The sequence below is a fragment of the Bythopirellula sp. genome (assembly GCF_041737835.1).
GTDB lineage: Bacteria > Planctomycetota > Planctomycetia > Pirellulales > Lacipirellulaceae > Bythopirellula.
In genome coordinates this window covers 120,629-141,894 of sequence record NZ_JBGSQY010000031.1, presented here as the reverse complement: position 1 = coordinate 141,894, position 21,266 = coordinate 120,629, and the positions used below count along the sequence as shown (strand labels likewise).

Genomic DNA, 21,266 nt, shown 5'->3' with positions numbered 1-21,266 from the left:
CCGTGAGATGCTGCGCTGGAAATCTCTCATCGCTAGCCGCCTGACCAAAGGAGTTCGCCGCCAAGGCCGTGTCGCACAGGGTCGTGCTGTACAGGGCCCGCGCCGCCTCGCTGCCGAACTACTCGAAGATCGGCGGGTGCTAGCAGCTGTGACCGTAGGTAACGCCCTCGATGTCGTGAATGGCGATACGTCGTCGATCACCGCTTTGATTGGCAATGCGGGAGGCGATGGAATTTCGCTCCGCGAAGCGATCCTCGCGGCGAACGCCACGCCGGGCGCCGACAATATTGGCTTCATTCCTGGGCTGACTGGTCAAACGATCGAACTCACGACCGGCACCGAGTTGGCGATCACCGAAGCGCTGACAATCGATGCCTCGGCGCTCGCGACCAACATCATCGTCGATGCCAATCAGTTGTCGCGAATTTTCAACATCACCGCGACCTTGGGCGATTTCAATATTAGCGGACTCACCCTCACAGGTGGACGAACGGTTGGCAGCAACTCGGGGGTAGAAACCACTTTCAGTGGCGGGGCAATCCGTTCGGCGTCTGAGGGAACACTGACAATTTCGGACGTAACGATCACCGGAAACTCGACGCTTGGTAACAATGCCGATGGTGGAGGTATACAGTCGGTCGGCGTTTTGTCGATCGCCAATTCCACGATCAGCAATAACACCACAGCAGGTACCACAAGTGGTGGAGGGGGAATCTCGGCGATCAATCTGACTTTGAACAACTCGACCGTATCCGGGAATAGCACGGCTGGCCAGAATTCCTTAGGGGGTGGAATTTACGCACTCAATGCCTCCGTCTTTAACTCGACCGTAAGTGGAAACCAAACTCAAGGTACCAATTCCGTGGGTGGAGGCATCTCAGCCCCAAGTGTTATCCTCAACAGTTCGACCATTAGCGGAAACAGCACGACCGGGACAGGTGCCCATGGTGCTGGCGTTTTTACACAAGAGGGCATTAACGCTTTTCACAGCACGATTGCCAACAACCAGTCGCAGAACGGCGTGGGAGGCGGTTTCTATGCCTCAACGAATGTTGTTTTGTCGCACACGATTATTGCGGGCAACACAGCGACAGGTGGTAATGCGGATCTCAAAGCCGTCGGCACAACCACGATCAGTTACAGTCTCGTCGGCAGCACCGCGGGGACCGGGATCACCAACGTCTCAGGCACGGGCAATCTGCTCGACATGAGCGCCGTGCTGGGTCCACTGGCCAATAACGGCGGAGCGACGTTCACTCACGCCTTGCTCTCTGGCAGTCCCGCCATCGACACGGGAGACCCCACGGCCGTCGCTGGTGTGGGCTCAATACCCAGCTTCGATCAACGCGGTTCCGGCTTCGCGCGGGTTTTGGATGGCGATGGCAGCGGCTCGGCCCGTATCGACATGGGTGCGTTTGAAGCCCCCGTGGGGACAGCGACACCGAAAAACATCACGCTGGACAGCTCGCTGAATTTGGTGATTGCAGATCAAGTCGTTGGTGGTACGAATAACGACTTCGAACTTGCAATCGACGGCGCGAATCTCGTCGTGCGTGATTCGAGCCAATTGCTCACGACCGACGTCGCCGGTTCTTCCGGCAACGGCACGAACGAAGTTCGTATTCCGATTGCCGCCATTGCCGGAAATGGGGTCATCGTCAATGGGCTCGCCGGCAACGACACGCTCACAGTGCTGTCGGCGGTCACTGCCGCGGGGCTTGCCGTCAGTTTCGACGGCGGTGCCGGAAGCGATGCGCTCGCCGTGGTAGGAACGGGCGCGGAAGACGCCGTGTATACGCCTGATGCCACCACGCCGGGCAACGGCATTGTCACCGTCGATGGCCAGGCGATCACCTTCGCGAGTCTGGCCCCAGTCGACATCAGCGGCATGGCCAACGCCACGTTGAATTTGCCCAGCGCTGATGATGTCCTCACGATTCAAGAAGGAGTCGATTTCGCTTCCGGCGGAACCAACCCCGCGTTGCGCGTGTCGGGCACGAGTGGCGGCGTCGCCATCGAAGCTGCGGCATTTTGGAATAACACCAATCTTGTGATCGACACCACGGTCGGCACCGACGGCAACGACACGATCACCGTGACATCGGCAGCCAATGCGCATCTCAATCAGAATTTCACCATGCAAACCGGCACAGGCACCGACGCTGTGGCCGTGAATGGCAACATCACGACGGCAAACTCCGTTGCCATTCTCAGTGAGAATATTACGCTAGGCGCGACGATCACAGCACCGACTTCCGTGACGCTCGATGCCGGTGGTGGCGCGATCACCGATTCCACAGCCAACACCATCAGCAAGATTGAAACCGCTACATTGAGCTTATTAGCCTCCACGGGTATCGGCACAAGCACCGCCGCGATTGAAACCACGACCCCACAACTTATCGTGACCAACGTGACAAGCGGTGCGGTGAATATCGTCAACACGGGTGCGTTGACGCTCAATCAACTCACTGCCGGCGGCAGTGCCACGATCACGGCTTCGAGCCCGCTTACGATCAATGGCAACGTCACGGTCGGCGGCGACAGCACGTTCACCTCGACCGATTCCGCGGCGGCGGGTGATGATCTCACGATTGCAAGCGGCGTCACAATTGACGCCAACGGTAATAATTTAACGTTCAACGCGGGCGATAATTTTATCTTCGCGGCGGGGGCCACGATCACCAATGCCGGCAACGTCGTGGCGAATGCCGACGTCACCGATGCCGATGCCCCCGACGTGGGAGCGATGATTAGCATCCTGGGAACAATCACCGCGACTCAGCTTACAGTCAACGGCGGTGACGATGAAGACACATTCATTGTTGCCCCCAGCGTCGATACCCCTATGCAGATCAACGGTGGCGCCCCCTCAAACGCCCCCGGTGATCGCCTGATCCTGCAACTCTCCGGCATAGCCGACGCGATTGTCCCTTCGGTTCCTCCCACCAACGGCACGATCACGTTCACCGCCAGCCGTAAGACCATTGCCTTCAACAGCATCGAAGCGCTGCTCGCCGGGACGTTAGTCGTCGACAACTTAGAAGATGAAGATGACGGCAATTTTGCAGTCGGCGATTTTTCGCTCCGCGAGGCGATCAATTTTGCCAACGGCAACTCAGGAACCGACACGATAGTGTTTGCCGCGGCCCTTGATGGCCAAACGATCCCGCTCACGTTGGGCGAACTCGCGATCACGGACGATCTGACCATCGACGCCAGCGGGCTGGCCAATGGCATCACAATTGATGGGGCCGGTAATGGTGATTCACGCCTCTTGAACATCGAAAATCTCGCTGCCGACCTTACAGTCACAATCAATGGCTTGACGCTTACCGGCGCTAATTTTACCGGCAACGGTGGCGCGATCTTCAGCTCCGAAACGCTCACCGTACGCAACACGGAGATTGCAGGCAACACGGCCGCTCAAGGTGGCGGGCTTTATGTCACGGGCCCCACGACCTTCGTGAATTCGACTTTGGCCGACAATTCCGCCACGGATAGTGGCGGTGGAATCGTCAGCGACACGGCGCTCGATGTGCCAGTGGTGATTATCAATTCTACGATCTCCGGCAACTCTGCGGTCAATGTCGGCGGTGGTGTCTTCAATTTTGAAGGCCTCACGCAAATCCTGTTTAGCACAATCACGAACAACGCTGCCGCCGTGGGTGGCGGCAGCGGTGTCTTTTCCTCTGGCGATGTCGACGCCAGCACCGAAGTTCATTCGACCATCATCGCCGGCAACGTCAGCAGCGATGTCGACACCACCGTACCGAACACGTTTGTCTCGCAAGGTTACAACTTGATTGGCTCGGGTAGCGCCTTGGTGGAGTTCACCGAACCGGGCGATCAAACCTTGGTGGCTGACCCCATGCTGTTCGACTTGGCCGAGAATGGCGGACCGACGCGGACCCACTTGGCACGCCCCGGCAGCCCCGCGATTGATCTGGGCGATCCCACTGACTTTGCCGGAATCGACGGCGTCCCCGAGTTCGATCAACGCGGCTTGCCATTTACGCGCGTGCGTGATGGCGACGGCAACGCGGTGTCGCGGATCGACATCGGTGCCACCGAAGCCGAGAACCAACTTAATGGCCCGCAAGTGACCGGCGTTTCGGTGAGCGACAACACCAACAGCACCAATGTGTTCTCGCCGATTGGTCCCACGGTCACCGCCCGTACGCTGACGATCAGCTTCCGCGATGTGCCACCACGCTCGAATGTGGGAGACGCCCCCGCGCTCGACTTTGCCTTTGCCGCGAACCCCGCGTTGTATTCGCTGGTGGGCGATGCGACCGGCATTGTGCCGATTACTTCCGTGCAAGTGATTCCCGATCCAATTGTCGTGGGCCAACCCGCGACGGCTAGCGTTGTCTTGACGTTTGCTCGCCCGCTCGCGGATGATCGCTATACGTTGACGGTCTCCGACCAGCTTCGCGATACCGAAGGGAATCGTCTCGACGGCGAATCGAATGCGTCGCAGCCCGTGAACCCAACGTTCCCCAGCGGCGACGGCGTCCCCGGCGGAAACTTTGTCGCGCGGTTCACAATCGATTCCATGCCCGAGTTCGGCATCTACGCCGGTGGGCAAGTTTTCATCGATGGCAATGGCAACTTCGTATTTGATCCCAACACGACCGATCCCACGAATCGCGATTTGGCATTCTTGCTGGGAAACTCGACCGATGGCATTCTCGCGGGCAACTTTTCGCCCGAGGGTTCAGCCACGACCGATGGCTTCGATAAGTTGGCCGTCTACGGCCGTTCGGGCAGTCAATGGCGTTGGCAGATCGACGTCGATAATGATGGCATTCCCGATATCGTGCAAATTGATCCTCTTGGTATTAACGGCATTCCAGTCGCGGGCAACTTCGATGGCAACGCCGCCAATGGTGATGAAGTCGGCGTCTTCACGGGCACGACGTGGTATTTCGATACCGATCACGATTATCTGCTCAATGCCGATTCCGCGGTGACGATCCCCAACATGATCGGCTATCCGGTCGTCGGCGATTTCAACGGCGATGGGCTCGACGATCTAGCAACTTACAGTCCTGCCAATGGAGCGAACCGCTTCTCAATCGCGCTGGCCACCGCGGCCAACACCTGGTCAACGACATTGCTGACCGCACGTGTTGGCACTCCCGAGAATCCCAACGGCTTTGCCGGGGTCCGCGAGCGGCCCGTCGCGGGCGACATGAACGGCGACGGCATCGACGACCTCGGCTTGTATCTCCCCGACGGCGCGATTCTCGCGCCGGGTCAACAGGGACAATGGTATTTCCTCATGTCGGCGGACGACCCTAACACAATCGCCGTCGAAGGGACGATCGCCGACCGCTTCACCGCGGGCAACGGCTTTGTCTCGTTCAATACATCCCCCTTCGGCAACGACCTGTTCGCCCAATTCGGCAATAGCTATTCCTTACCGTTGGTTGGGAATTTCGATCCGCCGGTGGTCGTCAGTGCCGCGGCAGCGCCCACGCCGACAACGACACCGACTCCAGTTAGTGTTGCTGTTGCAACAACCTTTGTCATCCCTTTGAAAACGACTTCGGCCCCAACCACCAGTGCGAACAAAGCCGAGGAGAGCACTCCCAGCGATTCAACGCCGATCGTTGTGAACATCCCTACGAAGGTTCCAGCAACCGTCGTGGAAACAACGCTCGCCGTTCCCGCGACTCCGCCTACCGAACGCTTCACGAAACTTTTGGCTCGCCGCGCTCAGACAACTGTTGTCGCCGAAATCATCGAGCCCGTGATCGAAGCATCGGTGGTCGTTCCCGTGGCCGAGGTTGTGACTCCTTCCGCACAACAACCCCTCACCGCGCCGCCGTCCCGATTCAATCGGCTGACGCAACGTCAAAATGCTTTGTCGGAAGCAACGCCGGTTGTGCCACCTGTGGTCGAAGTTGTTGATGAACCAGTCTCACCGCCCGTTGCCGAGGCCACTCCTGAGATGGTTGCCACCGAGCCGGTTTCGACGCCACAGATTTCCGAACCCCTCACGCCAGCAATCGTCGAAGAAGTCGCCCCCTCTGTTATCGAAACACCAGTCGAAGTCGTCGTTGAAGTCACGCCAGTTGTGATTGAAACGATTGAACCTGAACCGCCAGTGAGCGAAATTTCCGAAGCCGTCGTTTCAGAATTTACTCCCGAGGCCAGCAAACCAGAAACAATCATCGATCCCGTTGTCGTTGAGGTCAGCACACCTGCGACGGTGGAAGTCGAAACGCCAACACCTCGCTTTTCACGACTCGTCAATCGTTGGGGAAGAACCGGCACAAGTTCAACGCCATCCGTTCCCGCTGTGACCGAGCCGTCCGAGGTTGTTATCACGACTTCACCACAAAGTGTGGTGGTCACTGCGACCGCGGCAATCCTGCCGTCCAAGCAAGTCGGCGTTCAGTCGGTTCCAGCAGTCGCTCCGCCATCGGTTACATCTTCGCTTGCTTCTGTGGAAATTGAAGTCGTCGCTTCATCGGCTGCCGAATCTGTGCCATCCACTGCGGCACTGCAATCCGTCCCCGTCTTCGCTTTCTCGTATGTTCGTGAAGCAGAACTGGCGACTTCGATCGTTGCCGATGATTTCGTGGCGACGACCACCTTCGATCTTGCGATCCAAGACGACGCCTTTGCCGCTTACGTTCCCCAGGCCGAGGAAGTCGCCACGACGCTCGCGCGACCCTTCGCCGAGACGCATGACGATGCCGAAGACGAATCTATGGCCGAGCTACAAATTGCCTGGCAGTTCTGAAAGACGGTGATTCCGGCAATTGTTCTTCGCTAGTAGCACTGCACCTGCCCAGCAGCCGGGGTTGCCCTGGACGGATGGGGGCTCAAACTCTAAAAACACCCGAACTAGGACCAGTAACGGTTACGCTGTTCCTGTGCCTTGTGATTGCTAATCGCCAGCCCAAACATGCGTCACGACCGCTAGAGTCGTGTCTAAACTGCCAGCGAGTCGTGGCGACTGGCAAGCTTAGTCGAACATAAGAATTGGGGAAGCAGTGACATCTTAGATGTTGGTAGTCTGCCGAAGCGCGGCTTGGCAACGATAAGTTGCCAACAGCGCAACAGGCCTCCATCAATTTTGAGTGACTATGATGCAATCGCAGCAATGGCTAGCTGAGCTCTCAGGCGGGGCGATTCGGTCCCGCGGCTCGTACTGCGCGCCGCGGCGTCTGTTGATGCCTGAGCGACTTGAGCATCGCAATGCTCCCAGCGCCTTGTTGCCCCTGCTGACAATGCTCTCCTCGGCAAGCGAGTTTGAAAGCAGCGAGAATTATGCATTCCAAGAGACTGAACGTCGCGGACTGGCATACTATTATCAATCCCCAGCGACAACAGATTCACACGACATTGACTTTTTAATGCAGCAAGTCTTCGATGCTTGGCAAGTGGAAGAATCGACTCGGCAGGAATGGAGCGTCCAACAACCGTTGAAGCTCGAAACATTTGAATCGAGAATCCCCCAGGACTTAGTCGCGCTCAATGCTGTGTTTGCTTCGCTCGGCGAAAATCCAACCGAAGAACCTCCACGAGTCATCCAGCCCGTCGAGCCAGGGCCTGAGCCTGAACCGCTTGCAGTGCAACAGCCGATGCAAGGTCCAAATTCTTCGGTCATTCCCAGCGAGAGCACGGTTGACGCACCTAACGAAGCCTCCGACTCTCTGCCTGTGGATTTCATAAGCGAACCACCGACAGTGGAGAGCCCTAGCAATCCGGTGATTGATCTTTCCGAGAAGCAACACACCTCGCCGGACGTTCCCAACGATTCGATTGCAGACGCCCCACCCGTCATTCAGCCCGTCATTACCGACCCCGAGAGCGAGCACAATCAACCTAGCTCCGAGTTTGTCGTCTAAAAAAGGGCTTAAATCGGTCGCTGGTCATAATTGCGTTGCCCAGCCCGAATCCAATGCTGAAAGAGTTGTATTCTCCAACTCAATACCGGCCAAAAAAGCATTTTGCCTTTTGCTGGAGAACCGGTATATTAGTGGCTGGTTCGTTTCTATCAATTTTGGGGAGGAAACGGAGCAGGAACATGAAAAAGGCTCTTTACGCTGCGCTCTGCGTGGTTTCGTTGTCGGCGTTCGCTTCCGCGGAAGTGAAGCAGCAGCCGGTCCACACAGTTTTTCAACAAGCACTCGCCGCAGACATTGCTGGCAACGACCAGCTCCGTGATTCTCTCTTGGCGGACGTGCTCGCCCAAGATCCCGAGAACAATCTTGCCCGTTGGCAAAGTGGGCAAGTCCTCCACAATGGCCGCTGGTCGTCGCTTCAAAAAGTTGAAGAGGGCGTGGCTCATGACCCCAGTTGGCTCGAGTACCGCGAGCGGGTTGCGGCAGGCGTCGACACACTCACCGCCCATGCGGAACTGGCCCGTTGGTGTCAAACACAAGGTTTGCAGTTGGAAGCCCGCTGGCATTGGTTCAACGTCTTGCGGCACGACAACAAGAACAGCGAAGCGTTAGGAGCCTTGGAAGTTCGGCCTTATCGAGGTGAATACCTGACCGCCGAGGAGATTGAAAAATACAAAGCGGATGACGAGGCAGCAGACAAGAATTACAACGAATACGCCAAACTGCTCAAATTGGCCATCCGCGATGCCGAGCGGACCGATGGCAAGGAACGCGCGATTGCCATCAAAAGCATTGCCCAGATCGATGACCCCGGTGCTGTTAATGCGCTCATGGACATCGTGCTGACCGATGCCAAGAATGAGCGGCGAATCCTTAGTAAGTTTGGTAAGGACAAAGGTACGCAATTCTTACGGCAATTGCAGCTGGCCGCCATCACGGCCCTTTCAAGCATACCCGAACACAATGCGACTTTATGTCTGGTGGAGTCATCACTCTATGGTTCGGATGCAGAAATTCGAGCCAGCGCTGCTCACGCGCTGAAGTACCGGAGGCAAACAGACTTTGTGCCGCAACTGATGGCCAATTTGGCGGCGCCGATCGAACTGGGAGTTTCGGTGAATCGTCTTCCCAACGGTTCGATTACCGTGCTGGAAGATTACTACGAAGCGGGGCCGCTCGCCAATTTCAAGCATACCCGTGCCACAACGTTCTTGACCCAATACGCTATGGGCAGCAGGCAAGACAGTCCCCGCCTTTCCCGTGTGCCCGGCGTGGTCACAAATGCACCACGATTTGGGCCAATCTGGTCCGATCAAATTCGTGACGAGGGAAATGCCGCTGCGCAAATTGCTGACGCCAAGGAACGAGTCGCAGCCATTAATGCCGCGCGCGAGGAAGGAAATGCTCGGGTGCAATCTGTTTTGCAAGTTGTCCGCGGTAAGGACGAAGGAGCCGAGGCGATCGATTGGTGGAGGGAATGGAATCTGCATAACGAACTTAACACTTCCGATATTCTGCCAACTTACGAAACGATCGATCAGTTTGATCGGACTCGCGAATTCGCGGATTTGGCTTTTGGGGAAACCCATTCCTGTTTTATTGCTGGCACCCCGGTTTGGACTCGTGAAGGTCCTGTAGCGATCGAAAAGATCAAAGTCGGCACGCTCGTCTTGAGCCAGGACCCTCACACGGGAGAGCTCAGTTATCGTCCGGTCATTGATACGACGGTAGGTCCGCCGAGTCCGACGGTCAACCTTGTGATTGGTGAAGAGACAATCGTTGCCACTCGTGGACATCGCTTCTGGATCAGCGGCCACGGTTGGGAGATGGCTAAATTTCTGAAAACCAGTCAGCAATTGGTTGCCATTGGTGGTTCCTTGAAACTTCAATCTACCAAAGAAGGCGAAGAAGCCGTGGCTTACAATTTGGAAGTTGGCGAGTTTCATACCTATTTTGTTGGTGCATCTCGCGTGTTGGTCCATGACATCGGCTGTCCCCAACCAACAAACAACGTGCTCCCTGGCGTTTCCCCTCGCGCCGATTTCGCGCCCCAGCTGGCGCTCAAGAATTAATTTTTTATTCTTGCATTTCCATTTTGGCCAGGCGATTTGGCCGCGCGCTTGTGGTAAAAGATGAACGTGGACGATGGCCTATAGTACTGTGGCTTTGTACGCCGGAATCCACCGAAGGCGGACGCGTATCTGGCAATCGGCCGCGTATTCGTGTGATTCGTTTTATTCGTGGTTTCATTTTTTTCATGAATTTGAAATCACAAATAATCCCTGCCAAGTTGGAAGAGTTGGACAAGTTGGAAGAATTGAACACACGGCGCTAAGAATGCGCTCAAGCACGATTGATGGAGAGCACATCGCGGAGCTGATCTGCCGTGAAGGGTTTCGTGAGGAAGGCGTCGAACTGGTGTTCGTCACCTTGTGGCTGATATTCCGAGCCGGTCATTCCCACGAGCAGCGGAACATGGCCATTGGCCGCGCGGGATGAGGCGAACAACCGTGGCGCTTCCTCGAAGCCATTTTCCCCTTCGAGAAAGTGATCCACGATCACTGCATCGACGGGCTGTTTTTCGAGGATTTGCCGAGCCTCGCTCATGCTCGCGGCGGCGTGTGGCTCGAAGCCAATCGTTTTGAGCAAACTCAAGAGCGAGCTGCGCACAAGTTCATTATCGTCGATGACGAGCACATGTTGCTCGGCTTCAGAGGTAGGTTCAGTCATAGTGGTAGGTGGAGAAGCGCATGCAGACTTGTGGATTTGACAGAGAGCAGCGCTCAATTCGCGCGATCCTGCCGGCTTGGCGATGAAACCGCTGATTCCGGCCAGTTTGGCGGCATCTTCATCGACTTGCCCTGCGTCCCCCGTGATCAGCAGGATCGGTAACTTAGGATGACGGCTATGAACATGTTCGGCAAGCTCCAATCCCGACATTCTGGGCATCGTAAAATCGGAGAGCAGCACGTCGAAAGGTTCGCGAGTGTGTGCCATGCACGACAGGGCCTCTTGGGCGGAACTACAAGCCGTCACTTGATGCCCCAGTTGCTTCAGCACAAGCTGCATCGACTTGAGCGCCAGATCGTCGTCGTCCACGAGCAAGATATGCGATTTCATGACACCTTGCTCGGATGTTTGGCCGTTGCGATCGTCGAGTTGGTTTTGATCGATGCACGGCAAGAGCACCACGAAGGTCGTTCCTTTGCCGACGTGGCTTTCAACCTTGATCGTGCCCCCCAGGTCTTGAACCGTGCCGTGAACGACCGAGAGTCCCAGCCCGGTCCCTTCGCCGTCGGGCTTCGTGGTAAAGAACGGATCGAAAATGCGGTTCAAATCGGCGGGAGAAATTCCTTGGCCCGTATCCTTGACGCTGATTTCGACGTACTCCCCCGCCGGGAAATCGTCGGCCTCGAAATGCTTCTTATGAGCCGAGACGGTCAGCGTGCCTCCCTGCTTCATGACATAACAGGCGTTGCTGCACAGGTTGGACAAAACTTGATAGAGTTCCGCAGCGTCGGAATTGATGATGCCGCAATCTTCGTCGATTTGAATTTCCAAGCGAATATGCGGAGGGACCGACATCCTAATCAACTGCAAGGCGTCGTTGAGCATCGCCGTGACTTGAGTCGGCACTCGCTCGGCACGTTCCCCCTTGCGGCCAAAGGTGAGAATCTGGCGCACAAGCGTTTTCGCGCGATCCGCGGCTAGGTAAATCTGTTGCACCTGATTGGCTTCGATGCTGCCTTCGCGCAGGCGTGTTTGCAGATTTTCCGAATAGATCAAGATCGGTGTCAGCAAGTTATTGAAATCGTGGGCGATCCCGCTGGCGAGCATGGCGATCGATTCCATCCGCTCGGCCGCGGTCAAGCGCTCCTCGGTTGCCCGCTGTTTTGTAACGTCGCGGCCAATGCACTGGATTTCGCGCAAGTTGCCATTGGCATCGAAAATCGCCCGGTCGATCCATTGATTCACGACCACTTTGCCGTTGGTCACGTCGCAATGTTCGTAGTAGAGAACAGGATTGTCCTTGGTGAGCCGTGCGAAATTCTCGCGCATGCGGTCGTGATCTTCGGGAGGAATATGCTCCCACAAAGGCCGACCAATCAATTCACGCCGGCTCTTCCCCAGAAATCGGCAATAGGCGTCGTTGGCAAAAACGCGAATGCCGTCGGGCGTGTAACGGGCGATCAAATCGACCTGATCCTCCACAACGCTCCGGTAAAGTTCTTCGCTTTTAATGAGTCGCTGTTCAATTTGCACCCGCTGCGTGGCATCGGTCAGCAGGGCAAGGGACATGCGTTCGTCGTGAAGTTGCACATCGCTTAAAGCGATTTCCAATGGAAACTCGCTGCCATCTTTGCGCTGGCCGTGGAAGTATTTTCCGACGGGAGGGACGAGCGTGTGTCGGCCATCGACCTTATCCGCGAGCGATCGGAGATAGGAATCGCACAAGTCGTGAGGAATCAGGATTTCCAGTGGCTGCCCCAACAGTTCGTCACGCTTGTAGAGAAACATCAGCTCGACAAGCGAGTTTACCAGCGCGATTTGGCCATTCTCGTCGACGGCCACCACGCCTTGAGCGGCCGAGTCCAATAAAGCGCGCAGCATCTCCTCAGTACGGCCGACATCGTGGGTCGCCAGGGTCAGCGAAGCCAAGTCGGCTAAGGAAATGACAAATTCTCGATCCTCTTCGGTCCAATGCCGCGGCTCACCAACATGTTCGCAACACAGAACGCCACGAAGTCGCTCACCCACACGCAAAGGCGTATCGAGCATCGAAGTGATGCCGTGCTTGGCCAAATAGTTTTTGTCGAACTCTTCTGTTTGAACGTCGGTAGGGGCATAATCGGCCGCGATCACCCCTTCCTGAGCTAAGAAAGAAAGGTAGCGAGGAAATTGCTTGGTAGGAAGTTCTCCCCCCGCAAAGTGCTGATCATCGCTGCGAACGTAGAGGTTCAAACAGCGCAGCGCCGTGTTGTCGCGGTCAAGAAACCAGATGCTGGTACGCTCAACGTGCAGGAAATTGCCGACTTCTTTGGTGAACGTGCGAAGCTTGGCATCGAACGATTGGTTGGGATTCTGCTGCGAAAGGGCCAATCGCAATAGAACGACTTGGCGTTCCTTGAGCTGGCTCTCGCTGCGGCGAAGCTGTGCCAGCTCGATCTGCAAATCTTTGATGGGTTTGACCAACTCGGGCATGGGGATCCCAGGGCTCTCGACTTGCTTATGTATCGCGGAATTTCAGTTTAACTACGGAGTTCGTTCAGGGAAAGCGCAGTGTCGACCAGGCACGATCTTGAGCCTTGAATCACTAGCTCGTGCATGACAAATCAGAAAGATTAGCGTTGAAAGACAGGGAGCAATTGATTAGGTGCTCCCAACGCCAACAGACAAATGGCCGACGTATAGGCATTGCCAAAATAGGTATCACGCCCATGATTTTCGGGCTGCCAATAGCCTTCGGCACTTTGACCGGCGAGTACTGCCTGCACGGTTCTGGGGTAAAACTCGTGCCACGGCGCTCCCCCCAATTGATACATCGCTTGGCAGCAAGTTAGCAACCCATAGTGGTAGCGATCGTCGTCGCGCCGACTGACGCTCATACCACCGTAACCATTATATTCGTCGAATCCACTTTGCAGGATCCATTCGCCGGCGCGTTTCGCCTCGGGCGTGCCGTGCAAACCTGCATGGGCGAGCGCAAGGACTCCTGCCCCCGACATGCCGCGCGAAATGCGTTCTTCAGGCCCGGTTTTGTAAGAAAAGCTCCCCGCTTCGCGCCGGAAACAGCGACGGACATAGCCGATGGCCCGAGTGATTGGCTCGTCCGCGACGTCGAAGCCAGCGTTCTTGGCTGATCGGAGGAACATAAGTTGCCAACCCGTCACCGATAAATCCGAGTCGCGGTCGTCGTAATCATCCAAATAACGCCAGCCCCCTTCGTCGACTTCGTAATCTTTCGGCCAGTTCTGCATCTCGAGCGTCGCATCCAAGGCGTGCAGGATAAACGGCTCGATTTGCTCGGCACGCTTGGCACCGTTCATGGCGTAGGATTCGCAAAGCACTAGGGCGCCGATCGCGTGGTTGTAAACCACGGTGTAGCCGATTTCGTGATCGACATTGCGGCTAAGCGTTTCGCCGTTGGGGGCGACAAGGGCCAACAATCCGTTGCGTTTTTGGCACCCGACGATGTAGTCGATCGCCTTATCAAGCTCCGTGCCGTATTTGCCTTGCCCGGGGACATGGCCATGTGCCATGAAGGCTAATACACACAAACTGGTCACGCCCGGTTGCGCATGAGGCATGGACGGAAACGAGCCATCGGGGTTCTGTTGTCGCGCCAGCCACTGAAGCCCTAGGTCGACGGACTCATCCACGGATTCCCACTCTTCGGCGGAGAGAACGTCGGCTGCAACTTCCACGGGCTGCCAATTGGAATCACGTTGCTGTGAAAAACTATTCACAGAAACTGCGATAAGAATTCCCACAGCAATGAGCAGGCGCTTCATGGTTTGGCATGCCAAAAGGTTAAATAAGCAAAAACCTCAACGCTGAAACACAGGCAACAACTGATTCGGTGCGCCTAACGACAGAATCGCGAGCGCGGTTGTGTATGCGTTGCCGTATTTGGCATCCGCGGTATGACTTTCTTGAGACCACGAGCCGTCGGGCTGCTGATTAGCGACGAGAGTTCGAGCCAGCGGTGGGAAGAACTCCCGCCAGTAGTCGCCGCCCATTTGATACATCCCCTGGCAGCAATTGAACGCGCTGTAGTGGTAGCGATCGTCGATCCAGCCTGTCCTGCCGAAAGTTTCCAGACCGTTGTACTGGTCGAAATCGTAGCGCAAGATCCAGTCACCAGCGGCTTTGGCCTCGGGGGAGCGATGACGGCCAGCGTGCGCGAGCGCCAAAATGCCTGCCCCTGCCATACCACGGCTCTGACGATTTGCCCGTGTCGCCATGAGCTGAAAGATTCCATAATCGGTCTGAAAGCACCGCTGCACGAACCCAACAGCGTCGTCTATGGGTTCTTGTGGCACGTCGAATCCTGCGTTTTTGGCGGAACGCAGGAACATGAGATACCAACCTGTGAGCGACAAATCAGAATCAAAATCCTCTTCCTCGCCGCTGAACACGTCGACATACCGCCAGCCGCCAAAATCGATGTCACGGCGTTTGGGCCAACGCTGCATGAGCAGCGCCGCAGAGATCGACTTTTCGATGACCGGTTCGAGCTTTTGCGCGACGTCACTTCCGCCCACCGAATAGTTCTCGCTGAGCACCAAGGAACCAATCGCGTGGTTGTAACTTGCCACGCTGCCAATTTCGTGGCCCACTTGGCGGGTAATCGTGGGGCCATTTGGACCGATTAGCGTCACCAAGCCATTTTGTTTTTGGCAACGAGCAACATAGTTGACGGTTTTGGTGAGTTGATCTCCGTATTTGCCTTCACCAGGAAGATGTCCGTGCGAAAGAAATGCCATTTCGCACAATGCCGAGATCGCCGGTTGGCCATAAGGCAACGTCGGGAACGAGCCGTCGGGCTGCTGTTGTTTGGAAAGCCAAACCAATCCACGTGACACCGCCCGATCAACGTCTTCCCACTCTTTTTCAGAAAGCACATCGTCCAAACCTTGCGCTAGGCAAGCATTGGTCACGAACAACATCAATCCACACAACAGCAAAAGTCGCGGCACGATGCACGCACCTCTTAACGCTGAAAGATCGGAATAAGCTGATTAGGGGCACCCAACGACAACAGCACCAACGCCGTCGTGTAAGAGTTGCCGTAAGGTCTGTCATCGAAATGGCTTTCGGGATTCCAGGAGCCATCAGGATTCTGGTTTGCAATCAAGGTCCGCGCCAGGGGTGGAAAAAATTCCCGCCAATAATCTCCCCCCAGTTGGTACATCGCCTGACAGCAGTTAAATGCACTATAGTGATATCTGTCGTCGACGAAACCTACTTTGCCAAAAGTTTCTTGGACGTTGTAGTTAGTGAAGCCATATTTCAGGATCCAATCGCCAGCTTCCTTGGTTTCGGGGGCGTCGTGCAGGCCCGCATGAGCGAGTGCCAAAATTCCCGCCCCCGCCATGCCCCGGCTGCGGTGATCGGATTTCGACGAAAACAGCAAGAACGCACCGTAGTCGGGAATAAAACACCGCCGGACAAAACCAACGGCATCGTCGATTGGCTCCTGCGGCACGTCGAAGCCCGCATTCTTGGCGGAACGCAATGACATGAGATGCCAACCCGTCGCGGACAAGTCCGAATCCAGCGCCTCGGAAATTTCGGGGGTGACATTGATGTACCGCCAACCCCCTTCATCGACATTGCGGCGTTTGTCCCACTTTTGCATCTGCAAAGTCGCTTGAAGGGCTTTGCTAATGACGGGATCAAGCTGTTCGGCAACCGAGGCCCCACCCATGGCATAATTTTCAGTAAGAGCCAACATAGCAATCGCGTGGTTATAAGACGCGGTGCTGCCGTGCAGATGGGGAATGTTCCTGTTAATCGTGGCGCCGCCCGGTGAGACCAGCGCTATCAAGCCGCTTTCTTTTTGGCAGCCCGCGACGTAGTCAATCGCCTTATGAAGCCGTTCGCCGTATTCGCCTTCATCGGGAACATGACCATGCGACAAAAAGGCCAGTTCGCAAAGTGCTGTCACACCGGGCTGACCAAACGGCATCGTGGGGAACGAGCCGTCGGGCTGTTGTTGACTCGCTAACCAAGCCAAACCCTTTTCTACGGATTGATCGAGGGCTTGCCACTCTTCTTCCGTGAGAACATCATCGGCCGGTGCTTCGTATTCGCCCGCACTTGCAGTATGGAAACAGTAACCCAACAGCATCGCGAGCGATACGTAAAATAATCGTTTCTTGAAATTCAGCTTTAGCATTGTTGTCAATTCAATCTCAGTCCAATTGAGAATTTTCAGGCCGGCTAATCTGGCGGAAGTATTGTTCGATGGCACGGCGGTAACGCTCAGGAGGAGCTTTATCCGCCCCCTGTTCCAAATCGTCTCCGAGTTGCGATAGCAGTACGTTCCAATCGACCGTTTCCTTGGCAAGTTCCAATTCATCATCCGGCGCTTCGATCGCTTCGCCTTCTTTCAGGGCACGAGCCACCGCGCGGCGATAAGCACGATCCAGCCGACGTTGCCGCATCCGCTGTTGTTGCAGCATCTGATTCATCATCATCCGCTGGTTACTGGCGGTGGCGACCGAGTTGTCTCCCCCCAATCGCATGAAGTCGCCGCTAATTTGCAAGTTCGATGGCCGATTCGGAATTCCCAAGAGTTCTTCAATCGCGAACTCTTGCTCCAAACCGGCCAACAATTCGTCAAGCGTGGGGTCTTCAAGCAAGCTGGCGATCGGATCTTGCACCGGGAGTTTGTCGAGTTCTTTGATGGCCAATTGGATCAATTCATCATAATCCTTGCCGGCCTTCTCGATCGCTTCGAGCGCCGTAGCTTGACGTTCCACGGCGCGGGGGAGTTGATTGCGTCGCAAGGCATAAACGGCCGACAATTGATTGGGACCTGCCTGCTCGTCGAGAGACGCCAACAACTCCCGTGACTTCAAGGCAATTTCCTCGGGAATCTTGTTATCCACGCGCTGCAGCAGAGCGGACATCTGCTGTTCCAGATTAGCGAGCTTACCCGCCATTTCGTCCGTCTGCGTGGCGAGCCGATATTGCTCGACTTCCGCGGCGTTCTGATAATTCCCATCTTGATGCTGTTTGAGTTGCCGCATCCATTCCGAGGTCGAAGCGATCAAGTCGCGCGTTTCGACCATGCGATTTGCGGCGAACACGGCCAAATCCGAACGGTCTTGTTGCATACCCAGTTGGCGCAGCGAGACTTCCAAATTGGCAAGTTGGTTGTGAAGAGATTGGGCATCGGCGGCAATGTCTTCGACTGTGACGCCCGCATCGACGACGGGTGTTTCCCCCGCTCCCGCGGCAAGTGCTTCCTCATCACCGGATTCTTTTAAAGTCGCTTGCTGATTCTGGATGATGTAGGCATCCGCATCGGCGCTCAACTCTTGCGTGGCCGTAGCGACATCTTGCAAGAGCTTCGCCGCGGTCTGCACATCGGCGTTGTTCATCTCTTGCGCTAGCGGCAGCCAAGTGTCGAAGCGATCTTGCAACACGGCCGCATCGACCGCCAAATCGGCCGAAGTCTCGGCATGGCGTTGAAGCATCATAGCTTGCAGTTCTGGCTTCGCTGCTTCATCGGCTTGAGACCAAGCCGATACTTCGCGATTCAATTCGCGTTGGCTTTCAATCATTTCCTCAAGTTCGTGGCGTAATATTCGCCGCCGATTCTGCTGCGAATCCAGAAAACGTCGTAGCAAACGAGGGTCATCCGCTAGGATCTTGGCGAGTTCGGCTCGCATCTTGTTGCGCATCTCGATAACTTCCTGCAAGCGGGCGAGATACTCCTCATCGAGTTCGAACTCCACTCTTTTACGGCTATAGGGACTGCTGCCGTTTTCGTCGCCGTTGCCACTCAGCATGGCCATCGAATTCTCAACAAACACCTGATACATCTTTTTGACTTTTTCAACCGATTCGGCGAGCGCATATTCCCGTCGGGCGGTTTCAAATTTGGATGTGATCTCGCCCAACATTTCCCGCGCTCGCACCGTGTGTTGCCAAGCGTCTCGAGTAGCTGTGACGCGGGACTCGGCATTGGTTTGCAACGCTTTCCAATACTCTCTCCGTGCAGGCTGCATGTGGGCCTTGCCGATGTTGACAAGTTGCAAACCGACGAAGGCGTAAGGCGTGCCATGAGTTTTTTGTTCTAGATCTTCGACAATTTCCAGAGACTTAGCGATCTGCTGGCCCGCGCTATCAATGTCGCGGCCCTGGGCGTCCGCCCATTCATTTCCCGCATCAAGATGATCGAGCACATTGCGAGAGAGCTTTTCCGCTTTCTCCAGCAGGAGATCGATTTCCTGGAGTTGCGGTGAGATAGCCATTTCCAACTGAGCCCGTTCCTGGCCCGCAAAGCTGCCGGCCCATTCATCGACTTTCAGCCGCATCCGATTGCTGGTCGACGACTGAGCAGGAGGTGGTATATCAAGTTGATTCATGGCATGGTTGTTGGGTGGTGGCGTACTCCCTGCCATTTGGTTGGACTGTGGTTCTTGCGGTTGATTTTGCTGATTGTTAGCGTCTTGTGCCGATTGGTTGTTCGGTTGTTGATTCGGATTGTTTTGCGAATCGGCCATCTGCTCAGATGTAGACTCGGAATTGGACTCCGCCGATTGGGTACGTTGTTGTGGCTGATTGGCGTTGGCCTGTTGCGAAGGTTGATTGCCAGCCATCGGCTGAGGAGAAGAGTTGCCAGCTTGTGGCGGTGAACTCTGAGCCACTTGCTGTGGTTGATCTTGGTCCGCCTGCGGAGTCGTTTGTGGTTGGGCCGTTTCGGAACTGGCTGTACTCAGCGATTGGCGATCGCTGGTCGTTTCTTTATTGGCGGTGGCATTTGTACCTGCTGCCGTGGAAGGCTCGGTAGATGTCGAACTCGATTCAGGGTCAGTATTTTTTGCTGCTAAGTCTTTGAGCTTCTCAGGCATGGCTTCGGCAATGGCTTTGGAGATGGCCGAAGGTTCGTCAGCAGGTGATGTTGGCTTCTCGGATGCAGAAGGATCAGCAGGCGATGTCGGTTCGGCCGACGCGACAGATTCTGCTCCCGGCTGTGGCTGCGGAGCTTCAGTATTCGGAGAAGAGGCTGTTTGTTCCCCTGCTGGTTGTGGCTGCGTTGAGCTAGGTTGCGTTTGCTGTGCGTTTGCAATAGTCGAGGCGTCTCCCTCGATCATTTCGCCTTGCGTGACTTCACCACCACTGAGCGCCGGTTGTTGGGGCATGACCGGCGACAGCAAGCTACGATCTTCGCGGACCCGCACGGCGAAGCTGAGTTGAGCCCCGTCTTGGACTTTGTATTTCGAGAGATCAAGTTCGACCGTGGCTTTGACTTCGGTCGCCCCTTCTTGGTCACCCAACGGCACGGGAATCGTATCAAGAATTCGCGGCTCGGCGCCAGGCTTTCCTCCTTCGTCGAACACAACTAATTCGGCGCTGCCAACGCGAACATCATCCTTGGCCACAAAGGTGACCGGCACTTTTTCGTCGGGACGAACGGCCACTTCTTCATTGGGAGTAAGGATTCGCACGACAGGTGGCTTGTCGGGCCGCGCTTGGACGTCGCACAGTGGCGGCCGCCTGTTGGTGAGCCCATGCTCTTCTTCCAAGATCGGGGACAGCGAAATGTTCTCCGACACTTTGACTTCCCATCGATACCACCCATCGGCATCTATCAGCAACGGTTGCTCTTTGCCACCGGATAAATCGAGGTGCAGCTTGGCGATGGGATGCATTGGTTTGAACGCGAACTGGAGCGTGCTTCCCATGAGTGCAGACAAACGCCGCGGGAGTTTGTCAAACTCCTGGGGCTCTTGTTGGGTGTATGTAGGAGGGATCAATTTGAGCGCTGCCGCCGCAAGTTCGGGGCGATCCGCTACCGCAACTTCTTGCCAATCACTCTGACCGTCGCCGGCTCTTAAGCGATACCGCAGCGGCTCTTTGACGGATCGTACCCGATGCGTCAGCCGATTATGCTCGTCACCCCGCGGCACGAGAGTGATTGTTTGCTCGTCAGCCCCTTCCGGACTGAGGAACAAGGTTGCTTCGCGGACGGGTGTACCCTTCAATTCGGCTGCGATTTCCAGCGATTCGCCCCGCGCGACGACACCTTCTTGAGCAATGGGAAGAATCTCCGTGGCCGAAATGTTGGCCATCGGCAACCAAAACCGCTTGAATAACACGGCCGTGCGATGCGAATCCATCACCACGGCAACCGCCAAGATTGCCGCGACCGCCGTCAGACACCAAGCAGCGCGGAATACGCCGTCGGGCCGCACAACTTCGTGGGGATCAACTTGAGATGAATAGTTGTTCGCCTCGGCGGCCACTTGACGGAACATCGCGGGGTGAACGTCCCGTGCTTTTTCGGGCGTCGAGAGATGAGCGATCGTGGTCCAGCGTTCTTCTAGTTTTGGCACTTGGCGATCAACATCTGCGGCTACGCGCTCGACACGATTCACATACCGCCATGCCGCCACAATCCAGGCAAGGACGGTGAATCCCGTCGCAGCTAAGGCTGAAAATGTGAGCAGCGATCTCCACGTCGGGCTGTACAACGTGGCCCAACGGTCGATGGCCATGGAGATACCCATCGTGGCAAGGAGCACAACGATTCCACTGACCGCAGCCGTGAGAAGCCGCATCTTCCACGCCCGCGCACGAACGGCTTCCAGTTTATCGGCAACGGCGAGCGGCACGCGAAAATCTTGCGAATGGCGAGTCATGTTTCCTCCTCCAACGGAGAAT

8 protein-coding genes are annotated in these 21,266 nt (G+C 56.0%); 3 read left to right on the top strand and 5 right to left on the bottom strand.

The genetic code is table 11. The annotated features are described in order from the left end of the window. The first annotated feature begins 7 nt into the window (after positions 1-7). The 3 genes from AC6T8Q_RS09920 to AC6T8Q_RS09910 all read left to right on the top strand — a co-directional run bounded on the left by AC6T8Q_RS09920 (position 8) and on the right by AC6T8Q_RS09910 (position 9,937). The gene (locus AC6T8Q_RS09920) at positions 8-6,757 is read left to right on the top strand and encodes a beta strand repeat-containing protein (protein ID WP_500678924.1); all 6,750 of its coding nucleotides are present in this window, start codon (positions 8-10) and stop codon (positions 6,755-6,757) included. A 433-nt stretch (positions 6,758-7,190) separates the two neighbouring features. Further along, positions 7,191-7,868 (top strand): hypothetical protein, encoded by a 678-nt coding sequence (locus AC6T8Q_RS09915; protein WP_500678923.1) that lies wholly within the window; start codon positions 7,191-7,193, stop codon positions 7,866-7,868. Positions 7,869-8,047: 179 nt separating this feature from the next. Then, entirely contained in the window at positions 8,048-9,937 is a 1,890-nt protein-coding gene (locus AC6T8Q_RS09910; protein ID WP_500678922.1) for a polymorphic toxin-type HINT domain-containing protein, read from the top strand. Positions 9,938-10,208: 271 nt separating this feature from the next. Here AC6T8Q_RS09910 and AC6T8Q_RS09905 read toward each other — a convergent pair whose 3' ends face one another. The 5 genes from AC6T8Q_RS09905 to AC6T8Q_RS09885 form a co-directional block, all read right to left on the bottom strand. After that, a complete protein-coding gene (locus AC6T8Q_RS09905; protein ID WP_500678921.1) occupies positions 10,209-13,067 on the bottom strand; it encodes a PAS domain S-box protein in 2,859 nt (952 codons plus the stop codon). Positions 13,068-13,207: 140 nt separating this feature from the next. Further along, complete coding sequence (locus tag AC6T8Q_RS09900; RefSeq protein WP_500678920.1) at positions 13,208-14,377, bottom strand: prenyltransferase/squalene oxidase repeat-containing protein; 1,170 nt, start codon at positions 14,375-14,377, stop codon at positions 13,208-13,210. Between the two features lie 36 nt (positions 14,378-14,413). Further along, positions 14,414-15,565, bottom strand: coding sequence for a prenyltransferase/squalene oxidase repeat-containing protein (locus AC6T8Q_RS09895; protein WP_500678919.1), 1,152 nt, complete (start codon positions 15,563-15,565; stop codon positions 14,414-14,416). Between the two features lie 14 nt (positions 15,566-15,579). Then, positions 15,580-16,767: a prenyltransferase/squalene oxidase repeat-containing protein gene (locus AC6T8Q_RS09890; protein WP_500678918.1), complete on the bottom strand. Its 1,188-nt coding sequence runs from the start codon at positions 16,765-16,767 to the stop codon at positions 15,580-15,582. Between the two features lie 16 nt (positions 16,768-16,783). Continuing rightward, entirely contained in the window at positions 16,784-21,244 is a 4,461-nt protein-coding gene (locus AC6T8Q_RS09885) for an AAA family ATPase (protein ID WP_500678917.1), read from the bottom strand. Between the last annotated feature and the right edge of the window lie 22 nt (positions 21,245-21,266).